General features: G+C 69.4%; 20 protein-coding genes and 4 tRNA genes. 12 read left to right on the top strand and 12 right to left on the bottom strand.

Going from position 1 to position 18666, the window contains the following annotated elements; all coding sequences use genetic code 11:
- Positions 1 to 45 precede the first annotated feature (45 nt).
- Positions 46 to 315 (bottom strand): hypothetical protein, encoded by a 270-nt coding sequence (locus WEE69_05070; GenBank protein ID MEX1144660.1) that lies wholly within the window; start codon positions 313 to 315, stop codon positions 46 to 48.
- A 77-nt stretch (positions 316 to 392) separates the two neighbouring features.
- Between WEE69_05070 and purB the strand changes: the two genes are divergently transcribed.
- From purB to WEE69_05045, 5 genes are read left to right on the top strand one after another with little or no spacing between them, the layout of a single operon-like run.
- Positions 393 to 1727: an adenylosuccinate lyase gene (gene purB / locus WEE69_05065; protein MEX1144659.1), complete on the top strand. Its 1335-nt coding sequence runs from the start codon at positions 393 to 395 to the stop codon at positions 1725 to 1727.
- On the top strand, positions 1724 to 2608 hold the full coding sequence (locus WEE69_05060) for a phosphoribosylaminoimidazolesuccinocarboxamide synthase (protein ID MEX1144658.1): 885 nt from the start codon (positions 1724 to 1726) through the stop codon (positions 2606 to 2608). The genes purB and WEE69_05060 overlap by 4 nt, the downstream gene beginning before the upstream one ends.
- Positions 2605 to 2865, top strand: coding sequence for a phosphoribosylformylglycinamidine synthase subunit PurS (gene purS, locus WEE69_05055; GenBank protein ID MEX1144657.1), 261 nt, complete (start codon positions 2605 to 2607; stop codon positions 2863 to 2865). Before WEE69_05060 ends, purS begins: the two co-directional genes overlap by 4 nt.
- A complete protein-coding gene (purQ, locus tag WEE69_05050) occupies positions 2862 to 3545 on the top strand; it encodes a phosphoribosylformylglycinamidine synthase subunit PurQ (GenBank protein ID MEX1144656.1) in 684 nt (227 codons plus the stop codon). Before purS ends, purQ begins: the two co-directional genes overlap by 4 nt.
- Before the next feature lie 13 nt (positions 3546 to 3558).
- Positions 3559 to 4002: a hypothetical protein gene (locus WEE69_05045; protein ID MEX1144655.1), complete on the top strand. Its 444-nt coding sequence runs from the start codon at positions 3559 to 3561 to the stop codon at positions 4000 to 4002.
- On the opposite strand, the gene WEE69_05040 is transcribed toward WEE69_05045, so the two are convergent.
- Positions 3992 to 4393, bottom strand: coding sequence for a hypothetical protein (locus tag WEE69_05040; protein ID MEX1144654.1), 402 nt, complete (start codon positions 4391 to 4393; stop codon positions 3992 to 3994). The two genes, WEE69_05045 and WEE69_05040, sit on opposite strands and share 11 nt — an antisense overlap.
- A gap of 195 nt (positions 4394 to 4588) precedes the next feature.
- On the opposite strand from WEE69_05040, the gene purL reads away from it, so the two are divergent.
- Positions 4589 to 6886 carry a phosphoribosylformylglycinamidine synthase subunit PurL gene (gene purL, locus WEE69_05035; GenBank protein ID MEX1144653.1) on the top strand — a complete coding sequence of 766 codons (2298 nt, stop codon included), beginning with the start codon at positions 4589 to 4591 and terminating at the stop codon, positions 6884 to 6886.
- Between the two features lie 11 nt (positions 6887 to 6897).
- Here the strand turns inward: purL and WEE69_05030 are convergent, their stop codons facing one another.
- Positions 6898 to 7326, bottom strand: a complete 429-nt coding sequence (locus WEE69_05030) for an adenylyl-sulfate kinase (protein MEX1144652.1) — start codon at positions 7324 to 7326, stop codon at positions 6898 to 6900.
- A 56-nt stretch (positions 7327 to 7382) separates the two neighbouring features.
- Between WEE69_05030 and purF the strand changes: the two genes are divergently transcribed.
- The 3 genes from purF (at position 7383) to WEE69_05015 (ending at position 10348) form a co-directional block, all read left to right on the top strand.
- On the top strand, positions 7383 to 8996 hold the full coding sequence (gene purF / locus WEE69_05025) for an amidophosphoribosyltransferase (GenBank protein MEX1144651.1): 1614 nt from the start codon (positions 7383 to 7385) through the stop codon (positions 8994 to 8996).
- Positions 8993 to 10072 carry a phosphoribosylformylglycinamidine cyclo-ligase gene (gene purM / locus WEE69_05020; protein MEX1144650.1) on the top strand — a complete coding sequence of 360 codons (1080 nt, stop codon included), beginning with the start codon at positions 8993 to 8995 and terminating at the stop codon, positions 10070 to 10072. Before purF ends, purM begins: the two co-directional genes overlap by 4 nt.
- Before the next feature lie 66 nt (positions 10073 to 10138).
- A complete protein-coding gene (locus WEE69_05015) occupies positions 10139 to 10348 on the top strand; it encodes a BldC family transcriptional regulator (GenBank protein ID MEX1144649.1) in 210 nt (69 codons plus the stop codon).
- Positions 10349 to 10436: 88 nt separating this feature from the next.
- Here WEE69_05015 and WEE69_05010 read toward each other — a convergent pair.
- The 4 genes from WEE69_05010 to WEE69_04995 form a co-directional block, all read right to left on the bottom strand.
- Positions 10437 to 10512, bottom strand: a tRNA-Phe gene (locus WEE69_05010).
- Positions 10513 to 10541: 29 nt separating this feature from the next.
- Positions 10542 to 10616 (bottom strand) — tRNA-Asp (locus WEE69_05005).
- A gap of 32 nt (positions 10617 to 10648) precedes the next feature.
- Positions 10649 to 10721, bottom strand: a tRNA-Glu gene (locus WEE69_05000).
- Between the two features lie 48 nt (positions 10722 to 10769).
- Positions 10770 to 11510: a DUF1698 domain-containing protein gene (locus WEE69_04995; protein MEX1144648.1), complete on the bottom strand. Its 741-nt coding sequence runs from the start codon at positions 11508 to 11510 to the stop codon at positions 10770 to 10772.
- A gap of 28 nt (positions 11511 to 11538) precedes the next feature.
- Between WEE69_04995 and WEE69_04990 the strand changes: the two genes are divergently transcribed.
- Together WEE69_04990 and WEE69_04985 are read left to right on the top strand one after the other, a co-directional pair.
- A tRNA-Lys gene (locus tag WEE69_04990) sits at positions 11539 to 11612 on the top strand.
- A gap of 3 nt (positions 11613 to 11615) precedes the next feature.
- A complete protein-coding gene (locus tag WEE69_04985; GenBank protein MEX1144647.1) occupies positions 11616 to 12353 on the top strand; it encodes a class I SAM-dependent methyltransferase in 738 nt (245 codons plus the stop codon).
- A 4-nt stretch (positions 12354 to 12357) separates the two neighbouring features.
- On the opposite strand, the gene WEE69_04980 is transcribed toward WEE69_04985, so the two are convergent.
- The 4 genes from WEE69_04980 to WEE69_04965 are packed head-to-tail and all read right to left on the bottom strand — an operon-like array spanning position 12358 to position 16568.
- Positions 12358 to 13572, bottom strand: a complete 1215-nt coding sequence (locus WEE69_04980; protein ID MEX1144646.1) for a saccharopine dehydrogenase C-terminal domain-containing protein — start codon at positions 13570 to 13572, stop codon at positions 12358 to 12360.
- Between the two features lie 7 nt (positions 13573 to 13579).
- Positions 13580 to 14710, bottom strand: a complete 1131-nt coding sequence (gene ald / locus WEE69_04975; protein MEX1144645.1) for an alanine dehydrogenase — start codon at positions 14708 to 14710, stop codon at positions 13580 to 13582.
- Positions 14707 to 16095, bottom strand: a complete 1389-nt coding sequence (locus tag WEE69_04970; GenBank protein ID MEX1144644.1) for an aspartate aminotransferase family protein — start codon at positions 16093 to 16095, stop codon at positions 14707 to 14709. Before WEE69_04970 ends, ald begins: the two co-directional genes overlap by 4 nt.
- Positions 16092 to 16568, bottom strand: a complete 477-nt coding sequence (locus tag WEE69_04965; protein ID MEX1144643.1) for an Lrp/AsnC family transcriptional regulator — start codon at positions 16566 to 16568, stop codon at positions 16092 to 16094. The genes WEE69_04970 and WEE69_04965 overlap by 4 nt, the downstream gene beginning before the upstream one ends.
- A gap of 125 nt (positions 16569 to 16693) precedes the next feature.
- On the opposite strand from WEE69_04965, the gene WEE69_04960 reads away from it, so the two are divergent.
- A complete protein-coding gene (locus tag WEE69_04960) occupies positions 16694 to 18001 on the top strand; it encodes an FAD-binding oxidoreductase (GenBank protein ID MEX1144642.1) in 1308 nt (435 codons plus the stop codon).
- On the opposite strand, the gene WEE69_04955 is transcribed toward WEE69_04960, so the two are convergent.
- Complete coding sequence (locus WEE69_04955; protein MEX1144641.1) at positions 17998 to 18651, bottom strand: dethiobiotin synthase; 654 nt, start codon at positions 18649 to 18651, stop codon at positions 17998 to 18000. The genes WEE69_04960 and WEE69_04955 overlap by 4 nt on opposite strands.
- Positions 18652 to 18666 lie beyond the last annotated feature (15 nt).

Here is an 18666-nt window from a genome sequence, read left to right as displayed (position 1 = left end):
CGGAGTCGACCGGAATGGTGGTTCCCGGCGCCAAGCGAGCGCGACCTAGAAGAGGTTGGTTGGGCGCTTCTGAGCCCGACTCATGCTCGTGACGTTGTTGCGCCGTCCACCGGGGGCGCGTACGCCGGCGGCTACCAGGGCGCACGTGATGCAGCGGGTGGGCTGGCGCTTGCGGGTGGTCGGAACGAGACAATGCGAGCACCAGAGCTCACCGCAGTCGTCGCACTTGCCGACGGCGCGCGCAGCAAAGTGGTTCGTGCACGCGCCCACCACGGCACCGTGGCCGACTGTCGCTTCCCGCTCCTCCGCTTGCACTCCGTAGCCTCCCGTCGGTCTTGCATCGTCGCCGTGCCCCGCGACAGCTCGCCCGGGGCCGACCGGTCGCCCCTACAGTGTCGGCAGGGAGGGATCAGCCCTTGATCGCCCGCTACGCCTTATCTCCCATGGCGGACCTGTTCGCCGACGAGGCCCGGTACGCCACCTGGCTCGAGGTCGAGGTGCTCGCGGCCGAGGCTCAGGCGAAGCTCGGGGTCGTGCCGCCGGAAGCTGCGGCGGCCATCCGTGAGCGGGCCGGATTCGATGTCGCGGCGATCGAGGCCAGGGAGCAGGTCACCGAGCACGACGTGGCTGCCTTCGTCGACGTGGTCCAGGAGCGGGTCGGCGCCCCCGACGGCACGTGGTTGCACCACGGGCTCACGTCGAGCGACGTCGTCGACACCGCGCTCTCCGTCACCCTCGTGCGCGCGTGCGATGTGCTCCTCGAGGCCCTCGAAGGGCTCGAAGGAGCCATCGCGAAGCGAGCGGGTGAGCATCGCGCCACGCCGATGGTCGGCCGGACCCACGGCATCCACGCCGAACCCACCACGTTCGGGGCAAAGGTCGCGCTCTGGGCGCTCCAGGTGCGTCGTGACCGCGCCCGTCTCACGCGAGCCCGCGAGGCGGTCGCGGTCGGCAAGCTCTCGGGCGCGGTCGGCACCTACTCCAACGTGGCCCCCGAGGTGGAAGCCTATGTGTGTGAGCACCTCGGGCTGCGTCCTGTCCCTGCCACACAGGTGCTCGCGCGGGATCGGCACTCCGAGCTGCTGTACGCGTGTGCATCGATCGGGGCCGCAGTGGAGTCGTTCGCGCTCGAGATCCGTCATCTCCAGCGCACCGAGGTCGGCGAGGTGGAGGAGCCGTTCCGAGCCGGGAAGCAGAAGGGCTCGAGCGCGATGCCGCACAAGCGCAACCCGGTGAAGTGCGAGCAGATGTGCGGGCTTGCCCGTGTGCTGCGCGCCAACGTGATACCGGGACTCGAGGACATCGCCCTGTGGCACGAGCGCGACATCTCGCATTCGTCGGTGGAGCGGATCGTGCTCCCCGACTCGCTCCAGCTCGCCTATTACGTCGCCGTGAAGTTCCGTGCGATCGTGGAGGGAATGGTCGTGCACCCCGAGCGCATGCTCGAGAACCTCGACGTGTCGCACGGCCTCGTGTTCAGCCAGCCGGTGCTCCTGGCGCTCGTCGAAGCCGGCGTGACGCGTGACGACGCGTACCGAATCGTCCAGCGCAATGCCATGCGCACCTGGGAGGAGCGCCGCCCGTTCGTCGACGTGCTGCGCGAAGACAAGCAGGTGAGTTCGGTGCTCGATGGCGATCGGCTGGCCGCATGCTTCGACCTCGACCACGCGCTGGCGAACGCCGGGCGGTCGGTCGACGCGCTGGGCGACGGGGGTACCCCGACGTGACCCGTCTCGCGCTCCCTCATCGGTACACCGGCAAGGTGCGTGACCTCTACGAGGTCGATCACGACCGAATGCTCATGGTCGCGTCGGACCGGATCTCGGTGTTCGACGTGGTGCTCGGTGACGAGGTCCCCGACAAAGGGCGCGCGCTGACCGGGCTGTCGACGTTCTGGTTCGAGCGCACCGGGGATCAATGGCCGAATCATGTGGTCTCGTCGGACCCCACCGACTTTCCTGAGACTGCGGGTCCCGAGGTCGGGGGTCGGGCCATGCTCGTGCGGGCCGCGCGCCCCATCCGGCTCGAGTGCATCGCGCGCGGGTACCTCTTCGGATCGGCCTGGTCCGAGTACGACGCGAACGGCACCGTGCACGGAGCGGCGCTTCGTTCGGGGTTGCGCCAGGCCGAACAACTCGACGCACCGATCTTCACGGCGACGACCAAGGCCGAGGCCGGCCACGACGAGGCGCTCACCGACGCGCAGGCCGCCGCGCTGGTGGGCGACGACGTGTTCCAGCAGGTGCGGGAGACGACGCTGGCGATCTACGGGTTCGGCGTCGACCACGCCGCGGATCAGGGTCTGATCCTGGCCGACACCAAGCTCGAGTTCGGCACGATCGACGGCGCGCTCCTGGTCATCGACGAGATGATGACGTCCGACTCCTCGCGCTACTGGTCCGCCGAGGACTACGCAGTGGGTACGTCACCGCCATCGTTCGACAAGCAGTACGTGCGCGATCACTACCTGGAGATCGGTTGGGACAAGCAGGCGCCTGCGCCTGCGCTTCCGCCTGCCGTGATCCAAGGCACCCGCGCTCGCTACGTCGAGGCGTACGAGATGCTCACTGGCACGAGCTTCGCCGAATGGCACGGTGCGGCCGGATGAGGTTCGAAGCGCACGTCGAGGTGACGCACCTCCCGGGCATCGCCGACCCACAAGGAGCGACCGTCGAGCGCGCCCTCCCGGCGCTCGGGTACACGAACGTCTCGGAGGTTCGGATCGGCAAGTCGATCCGGCTCGTGGTCGACGCGCCCGACGCAGCCAGTGCGCGCGATCAGGTCGCGGAGATGTGCGATCGGCTGCTCGCCAACCCCGTGATCGAGGCGTACGCGATGGAGATCACGGAGCTCGCGGCCACATGAGCGCTCGCGTTGCCATCGTGGTCTTCCCCGGCACGAACTGCGAGCTCGACGTCGCTCATGCCATTGAGCAGCTGGGCGGCGCGCCCCAGCTCGTGTTCCACACCGAGACGAGCCTCGGCGGCGCCGACGCCGTGGTCGTGCCGGGCGGGTTCGCGCACGGCGACTACCTCCGCACGGGCGCGCTCGCGAGGTTCTCTCCCGTGATGGCCGCGGTCGCGGAGCACGCGGCAGCACGCGGACCGGTCGTGGGAGTGTGCAACGGCTTCCAGGTGCTCACCGAAGCCGGACTGCTGCCGGGTGCGCTCCAGAGGAACGCGGGCCTGAAGTTCCTGTGTGAGACGGTCGAGTGCCGCGTCGAGACGCGTCGATCCGTGCTCACGGCCGGCGTGACGCCGGGAACGGTCCTGCTCCTGCCCATCAACCACTTCGAGGGCAACTACATCTGCGATGAGGCGACGTTGGAGCGGCTGCGCGCCGATGACCGCATCGTGCTGCGCTACGTGCACAACCCGAACGGCGCCCTCGACGACATCGCGGGGATCTCCAACGAGCACGGGAACGTGGTCGGACTCATGCCGCACCCCGAGCGCGCGAGCGACCTCGTGCTCGGCTCGGCCGACGGCGTCGTGCTGCTGCAGTCGCTGCTCGACGCCGCGGTTGCCCGCTCTGCTGCCGCCTGACGACGGACAGCACGTGGGCATGCAGAACGAGATTCACGAGCAGCTGTCCGAGCAGGCACGCACCATGTATCCCGACACGGTCGCCGTCGGTCAGCTGCACTGGCCCGACTACTTGGCGGGCGTCGGCGACTCCGATCGAGAGCTCGTGAAGTTCACGAAGCAAGAGAAGCAAGCCATGCAGGACCGTGCCGGAGGGTTCCCCGCGACGGTCGTGCTCGTCGTCACGCCAACGCAGCTGTTCGTGTGCGCGTACAAGTCGGCACGGGGCGTCGCCGAGCTCAAGAACGACATCAAGGGCTGGAGCCGCGACCAGCTGCGCGTGGCGGTCTCGTATCCGTATGGAAGCGCCGACTACGCCCGCATCGAGCTCATGACCGCGGACCGACGGATCGAGCTCGACGCCGCCGACGCCAAGGGCGTCAACGCCACCTTCATGCAGGCGATCTCTACCGCGTGATGCCGGCCTTCTTGAGCACGTCGGCGGAGACGCCGAAATCACGCCAGGTCGCGTAGGCGATCCCCTTGCGCTGCGCGTAGCCGTTCGCCACCTGCACGAAGCCGGCTTCGAGCGCCGTGACGTCGGCCGTTGTTCCCGCTTCCATCGCCGCGAGCTCGGCCTTGAGGTCACGCCGCTCCTGGGTGAGCTGGAGCCGATGGAGCGACGACGCGCCGTTGAACTCGGCGTCGATCGCGACGAGGCGCTTCTGGATGGAATCGGTCGTCCGGCGCCGGCCGCGGCGGGGTCGGTGCTGCTCGAGTGCGTCGAGGTAGGCCTTCACGGCCTGCCCCTCTTTGCGGCCTGCGGCCATCGCTTGCTTGTGCTGAGGTGTGAGCGCCTTGGGGGGCATTTCGAACACATCCTTGTTCGCAATTGCGGAGTCACGCTTTTCCCAATTGTGGCACGAGTCATTTCCGTAAATCGACCCGCAGACCAGAGGCGAGCGACGGCGCCGCAGGTACCCTGCGGCGCGGCAAGCCGTTCGCCGAGGTAGAGAGGTGCGGCCCGGCGCGGAGCGCCGAGAGCGGATGCGTAGGCTCGCCGCGTGACGCCTGCGCAGCCACTCCACCGGCAGCTGGGCCTCACCGACGACGAGTTCGGAGACATCGAGCAGCTCCTGGGTCGTGCGCCTTCCGAGCTCGAGCTCGCCATGTACGCGGTCATGTGGTCCGAGCACTGCTCGTACAAGTCGTCGAAGGTGCACCTGCGCCGGTTCCCGACGGAAGCCCCGTGGGTGCTCGTCGGTCCTGGTGAGGGTGCCGGGGTGATCGACGTCGGTGACGGGCTCGCCGTCGCCATCCGCATCGAGAGCCACAACCACCCGTCCGCGGTGGAGCCGTACCAGGGCGCGGCGACCGGCGTCGGCGGCATCATCCGCGACGTGTTCTCGATGGGCGCGCGCCCGATCGCGCTCATGGACCCGCTGCGCTTCGGACCGCTTGACGACGCTCGCACGCGCTACTTGTTCGAGGGTGTCGTCTCGGGCATCAGCGGCTACGGCAATGCGGTGGGCGTACCGACCGTCGGCGGCGAGGTGGTGTTCGACGACTGCTACCGCGAGAACCCGCTCGTGAACGTCTTCTGCCTCGGATTGCTCCCGAAGGAGAGGCTCGTGCTCGCGCGCGCCGAGGGGGAGGGCAACCTGGCGGTGCTGCTCGGGTCGTCGACCGGCCGCGACGGGATCGGCGGCGCGAGCGTGCTCGCGTCCGCGGGCTTTGAAGAGGGATCCGAGGCGAAGCGACCATCGGTGCAGGTCGGTGACCCGTTCGAGGAGAAGCGCCTCATCGAGGCCTGCCTCGCGCTGCTCGATGCGGGCCTGGCGGTCGGCGTGCAGGACCTCGGCGCGGCGGGGCTGTCGTGCGCGGCGTCTGAGACCGCGGCCAACGCCGGCGCGGGGATGGACGTTGATGTCGCGCGCATCGCGCGGCGCGAGCCGGGCATGAACCCGGTCGAGGTCATGACGTCCGAGAGCCAGGAGCGAATGCTGGCGATCATCGAGCCGAGTCGCCTCGACGAGGTCATGGCGTTGTGCGAACGCTGGGAGATCAGAGCGACGGTTGCCGGGCGCGTGACCGACAACGGACGCTTTCGCGTGTTCGATGGCGTCTTCGACGCGATCGGCGTTCCCGGAGCCAACCCCTTGCCGCCGCGCGGCGACCAGCCTCCTCCTGTCTCTTCCGATCGCGCGCCGATCGCCGACGTTCCGTGCGACAGCCTCGGCGACGGACCGGTCTACACGCGACCACTCGAGCCACCGGCGGAGCAACGCGCGCTGAACGCGTCCAATCCTTGGCCCGAGCTCGCGGGGCGCTTCGGCGCGGGCACCGACCTTTCCGACGAGCTGCTCGCGCTGCTCGCGACGCCGACGATCGCCGACAAGTCGTGGGTGTGGCGCCAGTACGACCACCAGCTCTTCCTCAACACCGTGGTGGGTCCCGGGGCTGACGCGGCGGTCCTTCGCCTCAAGGGCACGACGCGCTCCCTTGCGCTGGCCACCGACGGCAAAGGTCGGTTCTGCCGACTCGACCCCCGAACCGGTGGTCGTTTGGTCGTGCTCGAGTCGGCGCGCAACGTGGCCTGCGCGGGCGCCGAACCGCGCGCGCTGGTGAACTGCCTGAACTTCGGCAACCCCGAGCACGCCGCGGTGATGTGGCAGTTCGAGGAGGTCGTCGAGGGCATCAGCGAAGCCTGCGAAGCCCTCAGTATCCCGGTGATCGGCGGCAACGTCAGCTTCTACAACGAGTCGCGCGGCGCCGACATCGACCCCACACCGGTCGTGGCGGTCGTCGGCCTCGCGGAGCAGTCCGATGTGCCGCCCCTGCCGCGGACCGTCGAGCGCGAGCACCTGGTCGTTCTCGGCGCGACGCGCGCCGAGCTCGGCGGCTCCGAGTGGGCCGCGGCGGTCCACGGGTTCGACGGTGGCATGCCACCCGAGGCCGATCTCGACGCCGCGAGTCGCGTGCACGCGCTGGTTCGTGATCTGGTCGCCGAGCGCACCGTGGGCGGCGTGCACGACTGCTCGGACGGCGGCATCGCGGTTGCGCTCGCGGAGATGGCCTTTGGCAGTGGCGTCGGCTTTACGATCACGCCCGAGACCGATGTCCCCGCGGCCGCGTGGTGCTTCTCGGAGTCGGCCAGCCGCGTGGTCGTGTCCGTCGACGCGCGCCCGTTGCCGCAGGTGTTGCGCCGAGCCGAAGACGCTGGCGTGCACGCGGTGGATCTCGGTGCCGCGGGCGGCGACCGGCTCGTCGTGGAAGGCGCCATCGACGTAGCACTCGCCGACGCCGAACGCTCCTGGCGCGACGCGATCCCCAACGCGCTCGGCGCACCAGTCGCCGGCTGACGCTCCGCCGGCTACTCCGCTGCGTGCAGCTCGCCGGAATGCTCGAGCCACGACACCACGAGCGCGATCGAGGCGGTGGGCTCGCGGTCGTGCGTCGGAACCCGGAGCTCGGGCGCGAACGGCTCCTCATAGCTGTCGTCGTCGCTGGTCGCACCACCGCCGTCGACGAAGACCTCGACGAACTGTGTGATGGCCTCGCGCACGTGCTCTCGGTCGGCGCGCGCTGGGAGATCAGACGCCACGATCGTGGTCACGCCGGCTTCGGTCAGCACGCGCACGAGCCACGCGATCGGGGCTCGGCCGTCGACGAGATGGCTGCGCACGTCCTCGTCGAGCAGCACGACCGCCGCTCCAGACCTACCGAGCTCGTCGGCAACCGCACGCGCAATCGTGCTCTTCCCTGCTCTGGCGCGGCCTGTGAGCCAGAGACACGTCGCCACGCCGCTGACGCTACGTGTCTGTCGGCCCGAAGCGCGCATGGGATACTTGTGGGGCGATGGATCGCCAATTAGGGCACGCGTGCGGCGTCTTCGGCATCTACGCACCGGGCGCGCCGGTGGCCCATCTCACCTACCTCGGCCTCTACGCCCTCCAGCACCGCGGCCAGGAGTCGGCCGGCATGGCGGTCAGCGACGGCGAGATGATCACCGTCGTCAAGGACATGGGCCTCGTCACGCAGGTGTTCGACGAGCGCCAGCTCGCGCCGCTCGAGGGCCACCTCGCCATCGGTCACAACCGCTACTCCACGACCGGTTCGAGCACGTGGCGCAACGCGCAGCCGGTGTATCGGTCGGTCGGCGACGCGGGCTTCGCGCTCGGGCACAACGGGAACCTCACGAACGTGATCGAGCTGGCCGAGGGGCTGGGGATGCTCCCGGGCTTCGAGGCCGCGACGGTCGACGTCGACTCGACGACCGACTCTGCGCTCATCGGTGAGCTCGTCGCCAAGGAGTACACCGACCATCCCCGCTCCGACGGACGCGACCTCGAGGTGGCACTCGAGCGCGTGCTCCCCCGTCTCGCGGGTGGGTTCTCGCTCGTGCTCATGGACGACGCGCGCCTGATCGGTGTGCGTGATCGCAAGGGTTTCTGGCCGTTGGTGCTCGGCCGCGTCGAGGGCGGGTGGGTGCTCGCCAGCGAGACGGCCGCGCTCGACATCGTGGGTGCCCACTTCGTGCGCGAGGTGGAGCCCGGTGAGATGGTCGTGATCGACGCCAGCGGCATGCGCGAGCACCGCTTCGCGGAACCCGACCCCAAGCTCTGTCTTTTCGAGTTCGTGTACTTCGCGCGTCCCGACACCTACCTCTACGGCCGTAGTGTGCACGCGGCGCGCCAGCGGATGGGCGAGGAGCTCGCGCGCCAGGCGCCGGTCGACGCAGACATGGTGATGCCGGTGCCCGAGTCGGGCATACCGGCGGCGCAGGGTTACGCGCGCGCGTCGGGGATTCCCTACGGCGACGGTCTCGTGAAGAACCGCTACGTCGGCCGTACCTTCATCCAGCCGAGCGCGCAGCTGCGCACCGGCGGTGTGCGCATGAAGCTGAACCCGCTGCGCGAGAACATCCGCGGCAAGCGGCTCGTCGTCGTGGATGACTCGATCGTGCGCGGCACCACCACCCGCCAAGTCGTGGCGATGCTGCGCGAGTCCGGGGCCGAGGAAGTCCACTTCCGGGTGTCGTCGCCGCCGTACAAGTGGCCCTGCTTCTACGGCATGGACACCGGTCGCCGCTCCGAGCTGCTCGCGGCAGACATGGCCGTCGGCGAGATCAAGGACTTCCTCCAGGTCGACTCGCTGTCGTACCTGGAACTCGACCGCGTGATCACGGCAACCGGTGCCGACGCCAACTCGTTCTGCACGGCGTGCCTGTCCGGCCACTACACCGTGCCGGTCCCCGACCTCGCCGACGCCAAGCTCGTCCTCGAACAAGCGGCGCCGGAGGCGCTCGCCAGCGCGCGAACGGCTGCGGACCGGGCGTCGGGCGGCTTGGCCGCTCGACGCCCAGGAGACGGAGCCCGCGACGTCGACCAGGGAGCCGGTTCCCGGTCCGCAGAGAGCGAGCGAGGCACGGAGGACGTGGCTCTACCCGTGGTCGATACCGGCCGCGCGTGAGGCGTCGCGAGCGGGGTCGCGCCGGAAGCAGGGCGAGTGGGGGCGACGGCCTGACGTACGCGGCGGCCGGCGTCGACATCTCTGCGGGTGAGAAGGCGGTCGAGCTCATCAAGGAGCACGTCCGCTCGACGTTCCGGGCGGAGGTCGTCGGCGACATCGGTGGCTTCGGTGGGCTGTTCTCGCTCGGGAAGCTCCCGTACAGGGACCCGCTGCTCGTGTCATCGACCGACGGGGTCGGCACGAAGTCGGTGATCGCCGCGGAGGTCGGGCGCTTCGACACGATCGGCATCGACGTCGTTGCCATGTCGGTGGACGACGTTGCCGCGCACGGCGCTGAACCGTTGTTCTTCCTCGACTACATCTCCGTCGGCAAGCTCGTGCCCGATCATGTCGAGCAGATCGTGCAAGGCGTCGCGGTTGGCTGCCGCAAGGCTGGCTGTGCGCTCATCGGTGGCGAGATGTCGGAGCACCCTGGCGTGATGGCCGCGGGCGAGTTCGATCTCGTGGGGTTCGCGGTGGGTGTCGTCGAGCGCGCCGACCTGCTTCCCTCGGGCGTGCGCGACGGCGACCGCGTGATCGGATTCGCCAGCCCCGGTCTTCGCTGCAACGGATACTCGCTGGCTCGCAGCGCGCTCGAGCGGGCCGGCCGCACACTCGACGGACCGGCCTGGCGCGGCGCGCGCCACTCTCTCGGCGCCGAGCTCCTCGTTCCGAGCGTGATCTACGCGCCGGCGGTCGCGCAGCTGCGTCGCCATTCCGAGGTGCACGCGCTGTGCCATGTGACCGGCGGCGGCATTCCCGGCAACCTCGAGCGCGTGCTGCCCCACGACTGCGACGCGGTAATCCGGCGCGGCCGATGGGAAGAGCCGCGCATCTTCGACGTGATTCGCACCGCGGGCGAGATCGGCGATGACGAGATGGAGCACGTGTTCAACCTCGGCCTCGGCATGCTCGCGGTCGTCCCTGGCGCCGAAGTGCACCGCGCCATCGACGCCATCCGTACCGGCGGGCATGACGCGTGGCTCGTCGGGGCCATCGTGGACGGCCACGGCCGGGTCACCATCGAACGCGACTGAGCGCGCCCGCGAGAGGGCGCAATGCGCCAAGAGCGGAGAACTCGGACAAAAGAGTACGGTTGCCGCGTGGCGCAGACCGATCCGCCGACTCCCGACGAGCTGTTGACGCCGGCCGAGGTCGCCCAGATGTTCCGGGTGAACCCCAAGACCGTCACCCGTTGGGCCCGCGCCGGCAAGATCTCCGCCATCAGGACCCTCGGCGGTCACCGAAGATTCCGAGCAGCAGAGATCAAGAAGCTCCTAGAAGAAGTAGAAGAGCCGACCGAGCCCTCGTGACACACGCGGCGCCGTAGGCGCTCGCCAGCGAGCGAACGGCCGCGGGCCGGGTATCCCGGTCCGCAGTGAGCGAGGCGAAGAGTGTGGTTGGTGGCCGGGGCCGGCGTCGATCCGGCGACCCCGCGCTTTTCAGGCGCGTGCTCTGCCAACTGAGCTACCCGGCCGGGTTGGGCCCGGCAGCCCGGGCTCCCCGCGGTCCTGACGAGATTTGAACTCGCGACCTCCGCCTTGACAGGGCGGCGTGCACTCCAAACTGCACCACAGGACCTCGTTCGACGACGGCTGGCGACCGTCACCGCGTGCCCCCAGGGGAATTCGAATCCCCGTTACCGCCTTGAAAGAGCGGCGTCCTGGGCCACTGGACGATGGGGGCCCTTCCCCGAAGGGGCGGCTCATGGTAGCAGTCGACCTTCGCGACGCCTCAGGGCTTGCGACGCCGCGCGTGCACCACGACGCGGCCATGGTCGAAGTGGTGCCGCGCCCGTCCCCGAACGAAGCGTGAGCCGAGCGCGTTGCGCAACCTTTGGAGCCGTGGCGTCACGTGAACGACCGTGGCGTCGTCGAACCCGGCCACTCGCAGCATGCCGAGCAGCGCTGGAAGGTTCGGGCCCCACCAGTTCGTCGCGTCGCCGTACAGCTCGGTGCCTGGGTAGAAGGCGGCGGCTGGCCGACGCACGCCGAGGAGGTCGACGTGCGTCTCGAGCACCAGCCGATCGCCGGTGACGCTCGCGACGCGCTCGAGCGCCGTGATCGGGTCGCGCAGGTGGTAGAGCACGCCGAGGAAGAGCACGAGGTCGAAGGTGCCACCCGCGGTGTCGGGTGACAGCGCGAGCACGTCCACTTCGCGGACTTCGACCTTGGAGTCCAGCGCCCGGTGCGCGCAGTCGAAGCCGCGACGGCCGGTTCCGAGATTTTTCCACGCGTACTCGTCGGTTGCGACCACTCGCGCGGCACCCCGACGCTCGGCCTCGAACGAGTAAAAGCCGTCCCACGCGCCCACGTCGAGAACGCTCAGGCCCGCGAGCGATTCCGGGAGCCCGAGCAAGGGCCAGCGCACCGGGGTCTCGTCGCGGCCAGGGGTGACGACCCCGTTGCCGAGATCGATGGTGTGCCACCAGACGATCTCGTCAACCTCGGCGCGCAGCTTGTCTCGGTCGTTCACGGCGGCGCAGAGCGTACGCTCAGAGTGCGGGCCGCTAGCTCAATCTGGCAGAGCAACGGGCTTTTAACCCGGAGGTTGAGGGTTCGATCCCCTCGCGGCCCACCCGTGGTTGACCGTCTGTTCGCTGATCCTGTGCTTGCGCGGTGGTACGACGCGTTTTGCGGATGGGACCAGCGGGATGACCTGGACTTCTATCTCCCGCTCGTGCTGTCGGCGCAGTCGGTCCTCGACGTGGGGTGTGGGACCGGCCTCCTGCTTCGCCGAGCCCGAGAGATGGGTCATGCGGGTCGCCTCTGCGGGCTCGATCCGGCTGACGCAATGCTCGACCTCGCGCGGAAGAGTGTTGATGTCGAGTGGGTCCTCGGCGATCTCGGTTCCGTGAGAGGGGAGAACGAGTTCGAGCTCGTCGTGATGACCGGCCACGCGTTCCAAGTGCTCGTGGACGACAGCGAGCTGCAAGACGGCCTTGCTCGGATTCGATCGCTGCTCAGCGCCGAGGGCCGTTTTGCGTTCGAGACGCGCAACCCGTTGGTGCGTGCGTGGGAGCGCTGGACGCCCGAGCACGCGGTCGAGGCGATCGACTCCTCGGGTCGAGTGATGCGCATGGAACAACACGTGCAAGCAGTGGACGGTGAGGTGGTCCGCTTCACGCTCACGTACACGAGCCCCGATTGGGATGCACCGCGAGTGAGCGAGAGCACGTTGCGGTTCCTCGGCGCAGACGCGCTGTCGCAGGTCCTCGCCGAGGCGGGTCTGCACATCGACGAGCAGTTCGGGGACTGGGACCGCTCACCGCTGACCGACACGAGCCCGGAGATCATCACCATCGCTCGGCGGGCTTGAAGCGTTACGGGCTGCGCTCCTCGATGCCATGGGGGGAGCCGTACTCAGCGAGCAGGTCGAGGAACGGGACGGCGTCGAACGCCTCGGGCCCGAGCACACCCGCGCCTGACCACGTGCTCGCCGCGACGAGCTCGAGCGCGACCACCGGGTTGATCGCGGTCTGCCACGCCACGGCTTGGCATCCGTACTCGGCCATCGAGTCCGCGTTGTCGACCACGTGGTACAGGTAGGTCGCACGCGGCGTGCCGTCGAGGCCGGCGCCGGTCACGAACGTGCCGGCGCAGGTCTTTCCCCGCATCCGGTCGCCCAGGTGCGCAGGGTTGGGCAGGCACGCGGCCACCAAGTCGCGTGGGCTCACTTCCACGTCGCCGACTCGCACCGGCTCGACGCGGTCCAGACCGACGGCGTGCAGCACGCGCAACACGTTGATGAACTCGTCACCGAGCCCGTACTTGAAGGTGACGCGGTTGCAGTCGATCCACTTCGGAACGAGGAGCACCTCCTCGTGTTCCACGTTCACGCACTCGAGCGGCCCGATGCCGTCGGGGAAGTCGAAGATCTCCGGTTCCGAGAATGGCTCGGTGGTGAAGAAGCCACCGTGTGCCTGGTCGTAGACGATGGGCGGGTTCAGGCACTCCTCGATCGTCGTCCAGATCGAGAACGTCGGCGCGAACTCGTAGCCGTCGACTTCGAGGTCGGCGCCGTCGCGCACCGCGACCTCGTCGATCGACGAGAAGAGATGGTCGGCCGCGTAGCGGGCGAACACGTCCGACATCCCGGGCTCGACCCCCATCCCCACGATCGCGAGCAGGCCGGTGTCCTCCCACGCGCTGCTGCGCTCGAACTGCTCGGCACCGAGCGGTGTGCCGACCAGTCGGTAGGGATCGGTCGGGTGGGGGATCGACGGCGTCATGGCCATGTCGACGTACGTCGCGCCAGCCCGGAAGGCGCCGTCGAAGATCGGCACGTTCAGGCGGGGATCGCAGGCGTTCAGTACGGCGTCGGCACCAACGTCGCGGGCCTTGGCCGCGACGGCTTCTGGGTCTCGAGCGTCGATCGAATGCACGACGAGGCGGGGGTCACCGATCTTCCCCACGACTTCGGCGGCGCGCGCCTCGTCGCGGTCGGCGACCACCAATGTCTCGACGAACTCGCGCCGGGCCGCGATAGCGGCGATGCACTCGCCGACTGCGCCGGCGCCGACGAGGAGAACGCGCATGGGGCGTTCAGGCGGCAAGCGCGTCGGCCAGTGGCGTGAACGACTGGCCGATCGCCTCGGCGACGGTCGCATTCGTCACGTTGCCCGCGACGGTGTTCACTCCTGCGGCGAGCTCTTGATCCGCAGCGACGGCATCGGAGACGCCGTGTGCGGCGAGCGCGAGCGCGTACGGAAGCGTTGCGTTGGTCAGCGCGTACGTGGACGTGTGGGGGACAGCGGCGGGGATGTTGCCCACCGCGTAGTGCAGCACGTTGTGCAGCTCGTACACCGGCTCGGCGTGCGTGGTCTCGTGGATCGTCTCGACGCACCCACCTTGGTCGACGGCACAGTCGACGATCACCGCGCCCTGCTTCATGGTGCGAACCATGGCGTCGGTCACGACGACCGGCGCGCGACCTCCCGGCACCAGCACCGCGCCGATCACCAGGTCGGCGTCGGCCACCGCGCGCTCGACCGCACCCCGGTTGCTGGCCAGCGTCATGATCCGGCCTTTGTGGATCTGGTCGACCCAGCGCAGCCGGTCGAGGTTCTTGTCGAGCAGGAGCACCTCGGCCTCCATGCCCTGCGCGATCCACGCGGCGTTCCATCCGACGTTGCCCGCGCCGAGGACGACGACGCGCGCCGGCCGAACGCCTGGTGCACCGCCGAGCAGCACGCCGCGCCCACCGTGGTCGCGTTCGAGGAAGTGCGAGCCGATCTGTGGCGCCATGCGTCCGGCGACCTCGCTCATCGGCGCGAGGAGCGGGAGCGCGCCGGTGTCCAGCTGCACGGTCTCGTACGCGACCCCGGTCACCTTGCGCTCGAGCAGCGCCGTCGCCACCTCCGGGTACGCCGCGAGATGCAGGTAGGTGAAGAGCACGACGCCGGGTCGGAGCTTGCCGAGCTCGGTGCTCTGGGGTTCCTTGACCTTGAGCACGAGCTCGGCCCGCTCCCAGACCGGTCCGGGGCCGTCGACGATCTCGGCGCCGGCCCGGCGGTAGTCATCGTCGGTGATCGACGACCCGAGTCCGGCTCCGGCCTCGACCAGCACAGGTGCACCCGCCGCGACCAGCTCGTGCACGCCGTCGGGTGTGACCGCCACCCGGTGCTCGCCTTCCTTGACCTCGCGCGGCACACCAACCGTCAACGGACCGCTCATGCGCAGAACTTCTCCCAAGCCTCGGTCAGGGTTGTCCGCAGCGTCGCCTCGATGAAGTCGAGCTCGGTGTCACCCGCGATCAACGGGGGCGACAGCTGGACCACCGGGTCGCCGCGGTTGTCGGTGCGGCAGATGAGCCCGGCATCGAAGAGCCGAGGCGACAGGAAGCCGCGCAGGAGCTCTTCGGACTCTTCGCTCGTGAACGACGCCTTCGTCGCGGGATCGCGCACGAGCTCGATGGCATGGAAGTACCCCATGCCGCGCACGTCACCGACGATCGGGATGTCTCGCAGACCGTCGAGCCGTTCCCGGAAGCCCGCCTCGTTCGCGCGCACATGGTCGAGCAGGCCCTCGGTCTCGAAGATGTCGAAGTTGGCGAGCGCAACCGCGCAGCTCACCGGGTGCCCGCCGAACGTGATGCCGTGGAGGAACGACACGCCCGGCTCGAGGAACGGCTCGGCCAGGCGATCGCTGCAGATCACGCCGCCGAGCGGCGAGTACCCGCTCGTGAGACCCTTCGCCATCGTGATCATGTCGGGCTGGTAGTCGAAGGTCTGCGCGCCGAACCAGTCGCCGAGCCTCCCGAACGCGCAGATCACCTCGTCGGAGACGAGCAATACGCCGTACCGGTCGCAGATCTCGCGCACGCGCGGGAAGTACCCCTCGGGTGGCACCAGGCATCCGCCCGCGTTCTGCACCGGCTCGAGGTAGACGGCGGCGACGGTCTCGGGTCCTTCCCGCACGATGGCGTCTTCGATCGCGCCCGTGACCGCGTCGAGGAAGGCGGGCTCGTCATCCCCGAGCGGGTGGTGGTAGCGGTTGGTGTTCTGTACGTGGATGGCACCCGCGGGGAGCGGCTCGAACGGCGCGCGCAACGCCTGCACACCGGTGATCGCGAGCGCTCCGAGCGTGGTGCCGTGGTACGCGACGTCGCGCGCGATCACCTTGTACCGACCTTCTTGACCGCGCACGCGGAAGTACTGCCGGGCGAGCTTCCACGCCGACTCCACGGCCTCCGATCCACCGCTCGTGAAGAACACGCGATTGAGGTTGCCCGGTGCGAGCTCGGCGAGGCGCGTCGCGAGCTCGATCGCCGGCGGGTGGGCATACGTCCAGATCGGGAAGTACTCGAGCGTCTCGGCCTGACGCGCCGCGGCCGCGGCGAGCTCGGGACGGCCGTGGCCGACCTGCACGGTGAAGAGGCCGGACAGCGCGTCGAGGTACCGCTTGCCGTGCGCGTCGGTGACGTAGCACCCCTCGCCCTGAACGATGATCGGCACCTCGTGCCCAGGGCCGTACGCACCAAGTCGCGAGAAGTGCATCCAGAGGTGCCGGCGGGCGAGGTCGCTCAGCTCCGTTGCGTCGCGTCCGGCTGGCGCACTCATCGTGTCCCCCACGCATACGTCTGCTTGGAGAGCCGCAGGTACGTGAAGGTCTCCGTTGAGCGCACACCGGGGATGGAACGAATCTTGTCGTTGAGCAGGCTGAGCAGGTGGTCGTCGTCTTCGCACACGACCTCGACGAGCAGATCGAACGAGCCGCTCACGATCACGACGTAGTCCACCTCGAGGATCGAGGCGATGGTGTCGGCGACCGACCGCACGTCGCCTTCGACGCGGATGCCGACCATCGCCATGCGATGGAACCCCAGCATCATCGGGTCGGTCACGGCGACGATCTGGGTTGCGCCCGATTCGATGAGCCGCTGCACCCGTTGGCGCACCGCCGCCTCCGACAAGCCGACCTCGGCGGCCAGGCGTGTGTACGGCAGGCGACCGTCCTGTTGGAGCGCTTCGATCAGCGCCTTGTCGACCTCGTCGAGGACGATCGTGGACGCGGCGTCGCTGGACCGTGACATGGCCCGAGCATGGCGCGCCCCTTTCAGGCTCGCAAGGGAATCCGCACGAGCGGGCGGCGCTGGTTGCGGATTCCGGTGTCTGCCCCCGGTTCGAGTGCGGATCGCGAGGCCTACGATCCCCGCGGATGGCATCCCGCCCCGCGGCGCCGCTCGCACCCGGCTACCGCGAGTCTCCGCTGTGGCACGAGGGTTTCGAGCGCCCGAGCGCCGGGGAGCGGTCCGCGCTGCCGGCCGATGCCGACGTCGTCGTCATCGGTGGCGGGTACTGCGGACTCACCGCGGGTGCCGAGCTGGCCCGTCGCGGCCGTCACGTGGTGGTGCTCGAAGCCGATGAGCTGGGCGTGGGGGGCGCGAGCACGCGCAACGGGGGGATGGTGATTCCCGAGCTCAAGCACGGTGTGCGCGCGCTCACCCGGAGGTACGGACACCTCGGTCGCGAGCTCGCCATGTCGGTCTTCGAAGCGTGCGAGCTGGTCGCGCACCTCGTTGAGGAAGACGGCATCGACTGCGACTACCAGCGTTGCGGCGGCCTGTTGCTCGCGCACCACGACGCCCAGGTCGACGGGCTTCGCGAGGCCGAGCGCGAGTGGGTCGACGACCTGGAGGCCGGCGCCCGGTTCGTGCCCGGCGAGGAGCTCTCGAGCGAGATCGGCTCGCGCGAGTACGTGGCCGGACTCGTGATGGACGACGTTGCGGGCATCCAGCCGGCCAAGTACCACGCCGGCCTGGTGCGTCGCGCGCGCCGCGCGGGGGCCGAGCTCCACGACCGGACTGCGGCCGAGGTGCTCGAGCGGCGATCGCGCGGTGGTTGGCGGGTCGCCACCACGCGCGGTGTTCTCCACGCGGGTGACGTGCTCGTGGCCACGAACGCGTACGTCGACGCCGTGTTGGCACCGCTGGCCCGACGCGTGCTGCCCGTGGGGAGCTACATCATCGCGACTGCGCCGCTGGACGAACGCGTGGCGCGTGAGCTCATCCCCAACCAGCGGATGGTGTTCGACACTCGGCACCTGCTCGCGTACTGGCGGCTGTCACCCGATGGGCGCATGGTGTTCGGCGGTCGCACGAGCCTGGCACCGATGAGCGTGGCCCGCGCGAGGGATCTGCTGTATGCCGAGATGGTGCGGATCCACCCGCAGCTCGAGGGCACAACGATCGAGTTCGCATGGGGCGGGTACGTCGCGATCACCCTCGACCGACTCCCGCACTTCGGCCGATTGAACGGCGCCGCGTATGCGACCGGCTGCAACGGCACCGGGATCGCGCTGGCCACGTGGTTCGGCGCGCGCGCCGCAGCGTGGCTCGTCGACGAGGAGCCACCGCCCGCCTTCGCTCACCTCAAGTTCCGACCCATCCCGCTCCATCGGCTGCGCGGCGCGTATCTCCCCGCGGCCGGTGTGGCCCTGCGCGCACTCGACCGTCGAGGTCGTTAGGGAGCGACGCGGGTCGCGAGCTCGGTCGGGCTGGTGACGACATCGAGGCCGGCGCGCAGCCCCAGCCAGTCGGCGTTGCGACGATGCACGTCGTCGGCGTCGTCGAACCGGTTGAGCGCCACGACCACAGGCTGCGCCTCGAAAGGCTCCGCGCTGACCCTCGCCGCGTTGATCGCGCCGAGTCCGGCATCGACGACGATGACGACCAGGTCGGGCGCGATCGCCCGTGCAAGGTCAACGGTGTCGCCGTCGGCCGCGAGCGGAGAGCGCGGTCCACCCGCGCCCTCGACCATCCCGACCACCACGCCGTCGGGCCATTGAATCTCCGACGCGAGCTCGCCGATCGTGAACGCGGGCAGTCCGAGTGCCTCGGCGGCCATCGGTGGCGCGAGCGAGCGCTCGTAGCTGCGGTGGGTCGGGCACACGACGCCGGGTTCCTCTCCCGTCGAAGCGGCCAGCACCTCGGAGTCGAGCGGGCTCTCACCTGGGTCGAACGACTGCACGGGCTTGCGCGCCGCGACGAGCAACCCGCGGTCGCGCAGCAGGCCAAGTGTGACCGCGGCAAAGAAGGTCTTGCCCACGCCGGTGCCGGTCCCCGAGACGAGCACCAGACCACGGGGCCGGTGACGGGCGGCGTGGACGTCGGTCACCGGAGGAGACGCCGC

It is taken from the genome of Acidimicrobiia bacterium (genome assembly GCA_040881685.1).
Lineage (GTDB): Bacteria > Actinomycetota > Acidimicrobiia > IMCC26256 > PALSA-555 > SHVJ01.
Note: the sequence above shows the minus strand (reverse complement) of the source record. Positions and strands in the feature narration are given on the sequence as shown.

What these genes read in the sequence shown, in the direction of transcription:
- purQ (MEX1144656.1), top strand. Translation starts at nt 2,862, where the DNA reads ATGAGCGCTCGCGTTGCCATCGTGGTCTTCCCCGGCACGAACTGCGAG.
- WEE69_04965 (MEX1144643.1), bottom strand. Translation starts at nt 16,568, where the DNA reads ATGTCACGGTCCAGCGACGCCGCGTCCACGATCGTCCTCGACGAGGTC.
- purF (MEX1144651.1), top strand. Translation starts at nt 7,383, where the DNA reads ATGGATCGCCAATTAGGGCACGCGTGCGGCGTCTTCGGCATCTACGCA.
- WEE69_04980 (MEX1144646.1), bottom strand. Translation starts at nt 13,572, where the DNA reads ATGCGCGTTCTCCTCGTCGGCGCCGGCGCAGTCGGCGAGTGCATCGCC.
- WEE69_05040 (MEX1144654.1), bottom strand. Translation starts at nt 4,393, where the DNA reads ATGCCCCCCAAGGCGCTCACACCTCAGCACAAGCAAGCGATGGCCGCA.
- WEE69_04970 (MEX1144644.1), bottom strand. Translation starts at nt 16,095, where the DNA reads ATGAGTGCGCCAGCCGGACGCGACGCAACGGAGCTGAGCGACCTCGCC.
- WEE69_04960 (MEX1144642.1), top strand. Translation starts at nt 16,694, where the DNA reads ATGGCATCCCGCCCCGCGGCGCCGCTCGCACCCGGCTACCGCGAGTCT.
- ald (MEX1144645.1), bottom strand. Translation starts at nt 14,710, where the DNA reads ATGAGCGGTCCGTTGACGGTTGGTGTGCCGCGCGAGGTCAAGGAAGGC.
- purS (MEX1144657.1), top strand. Translation starts at nt 2,605, where the DNA reads ATGAGGTTCGAAGCGCACGTCGAGGTGACGCACCTCCCGGGCATCGCC.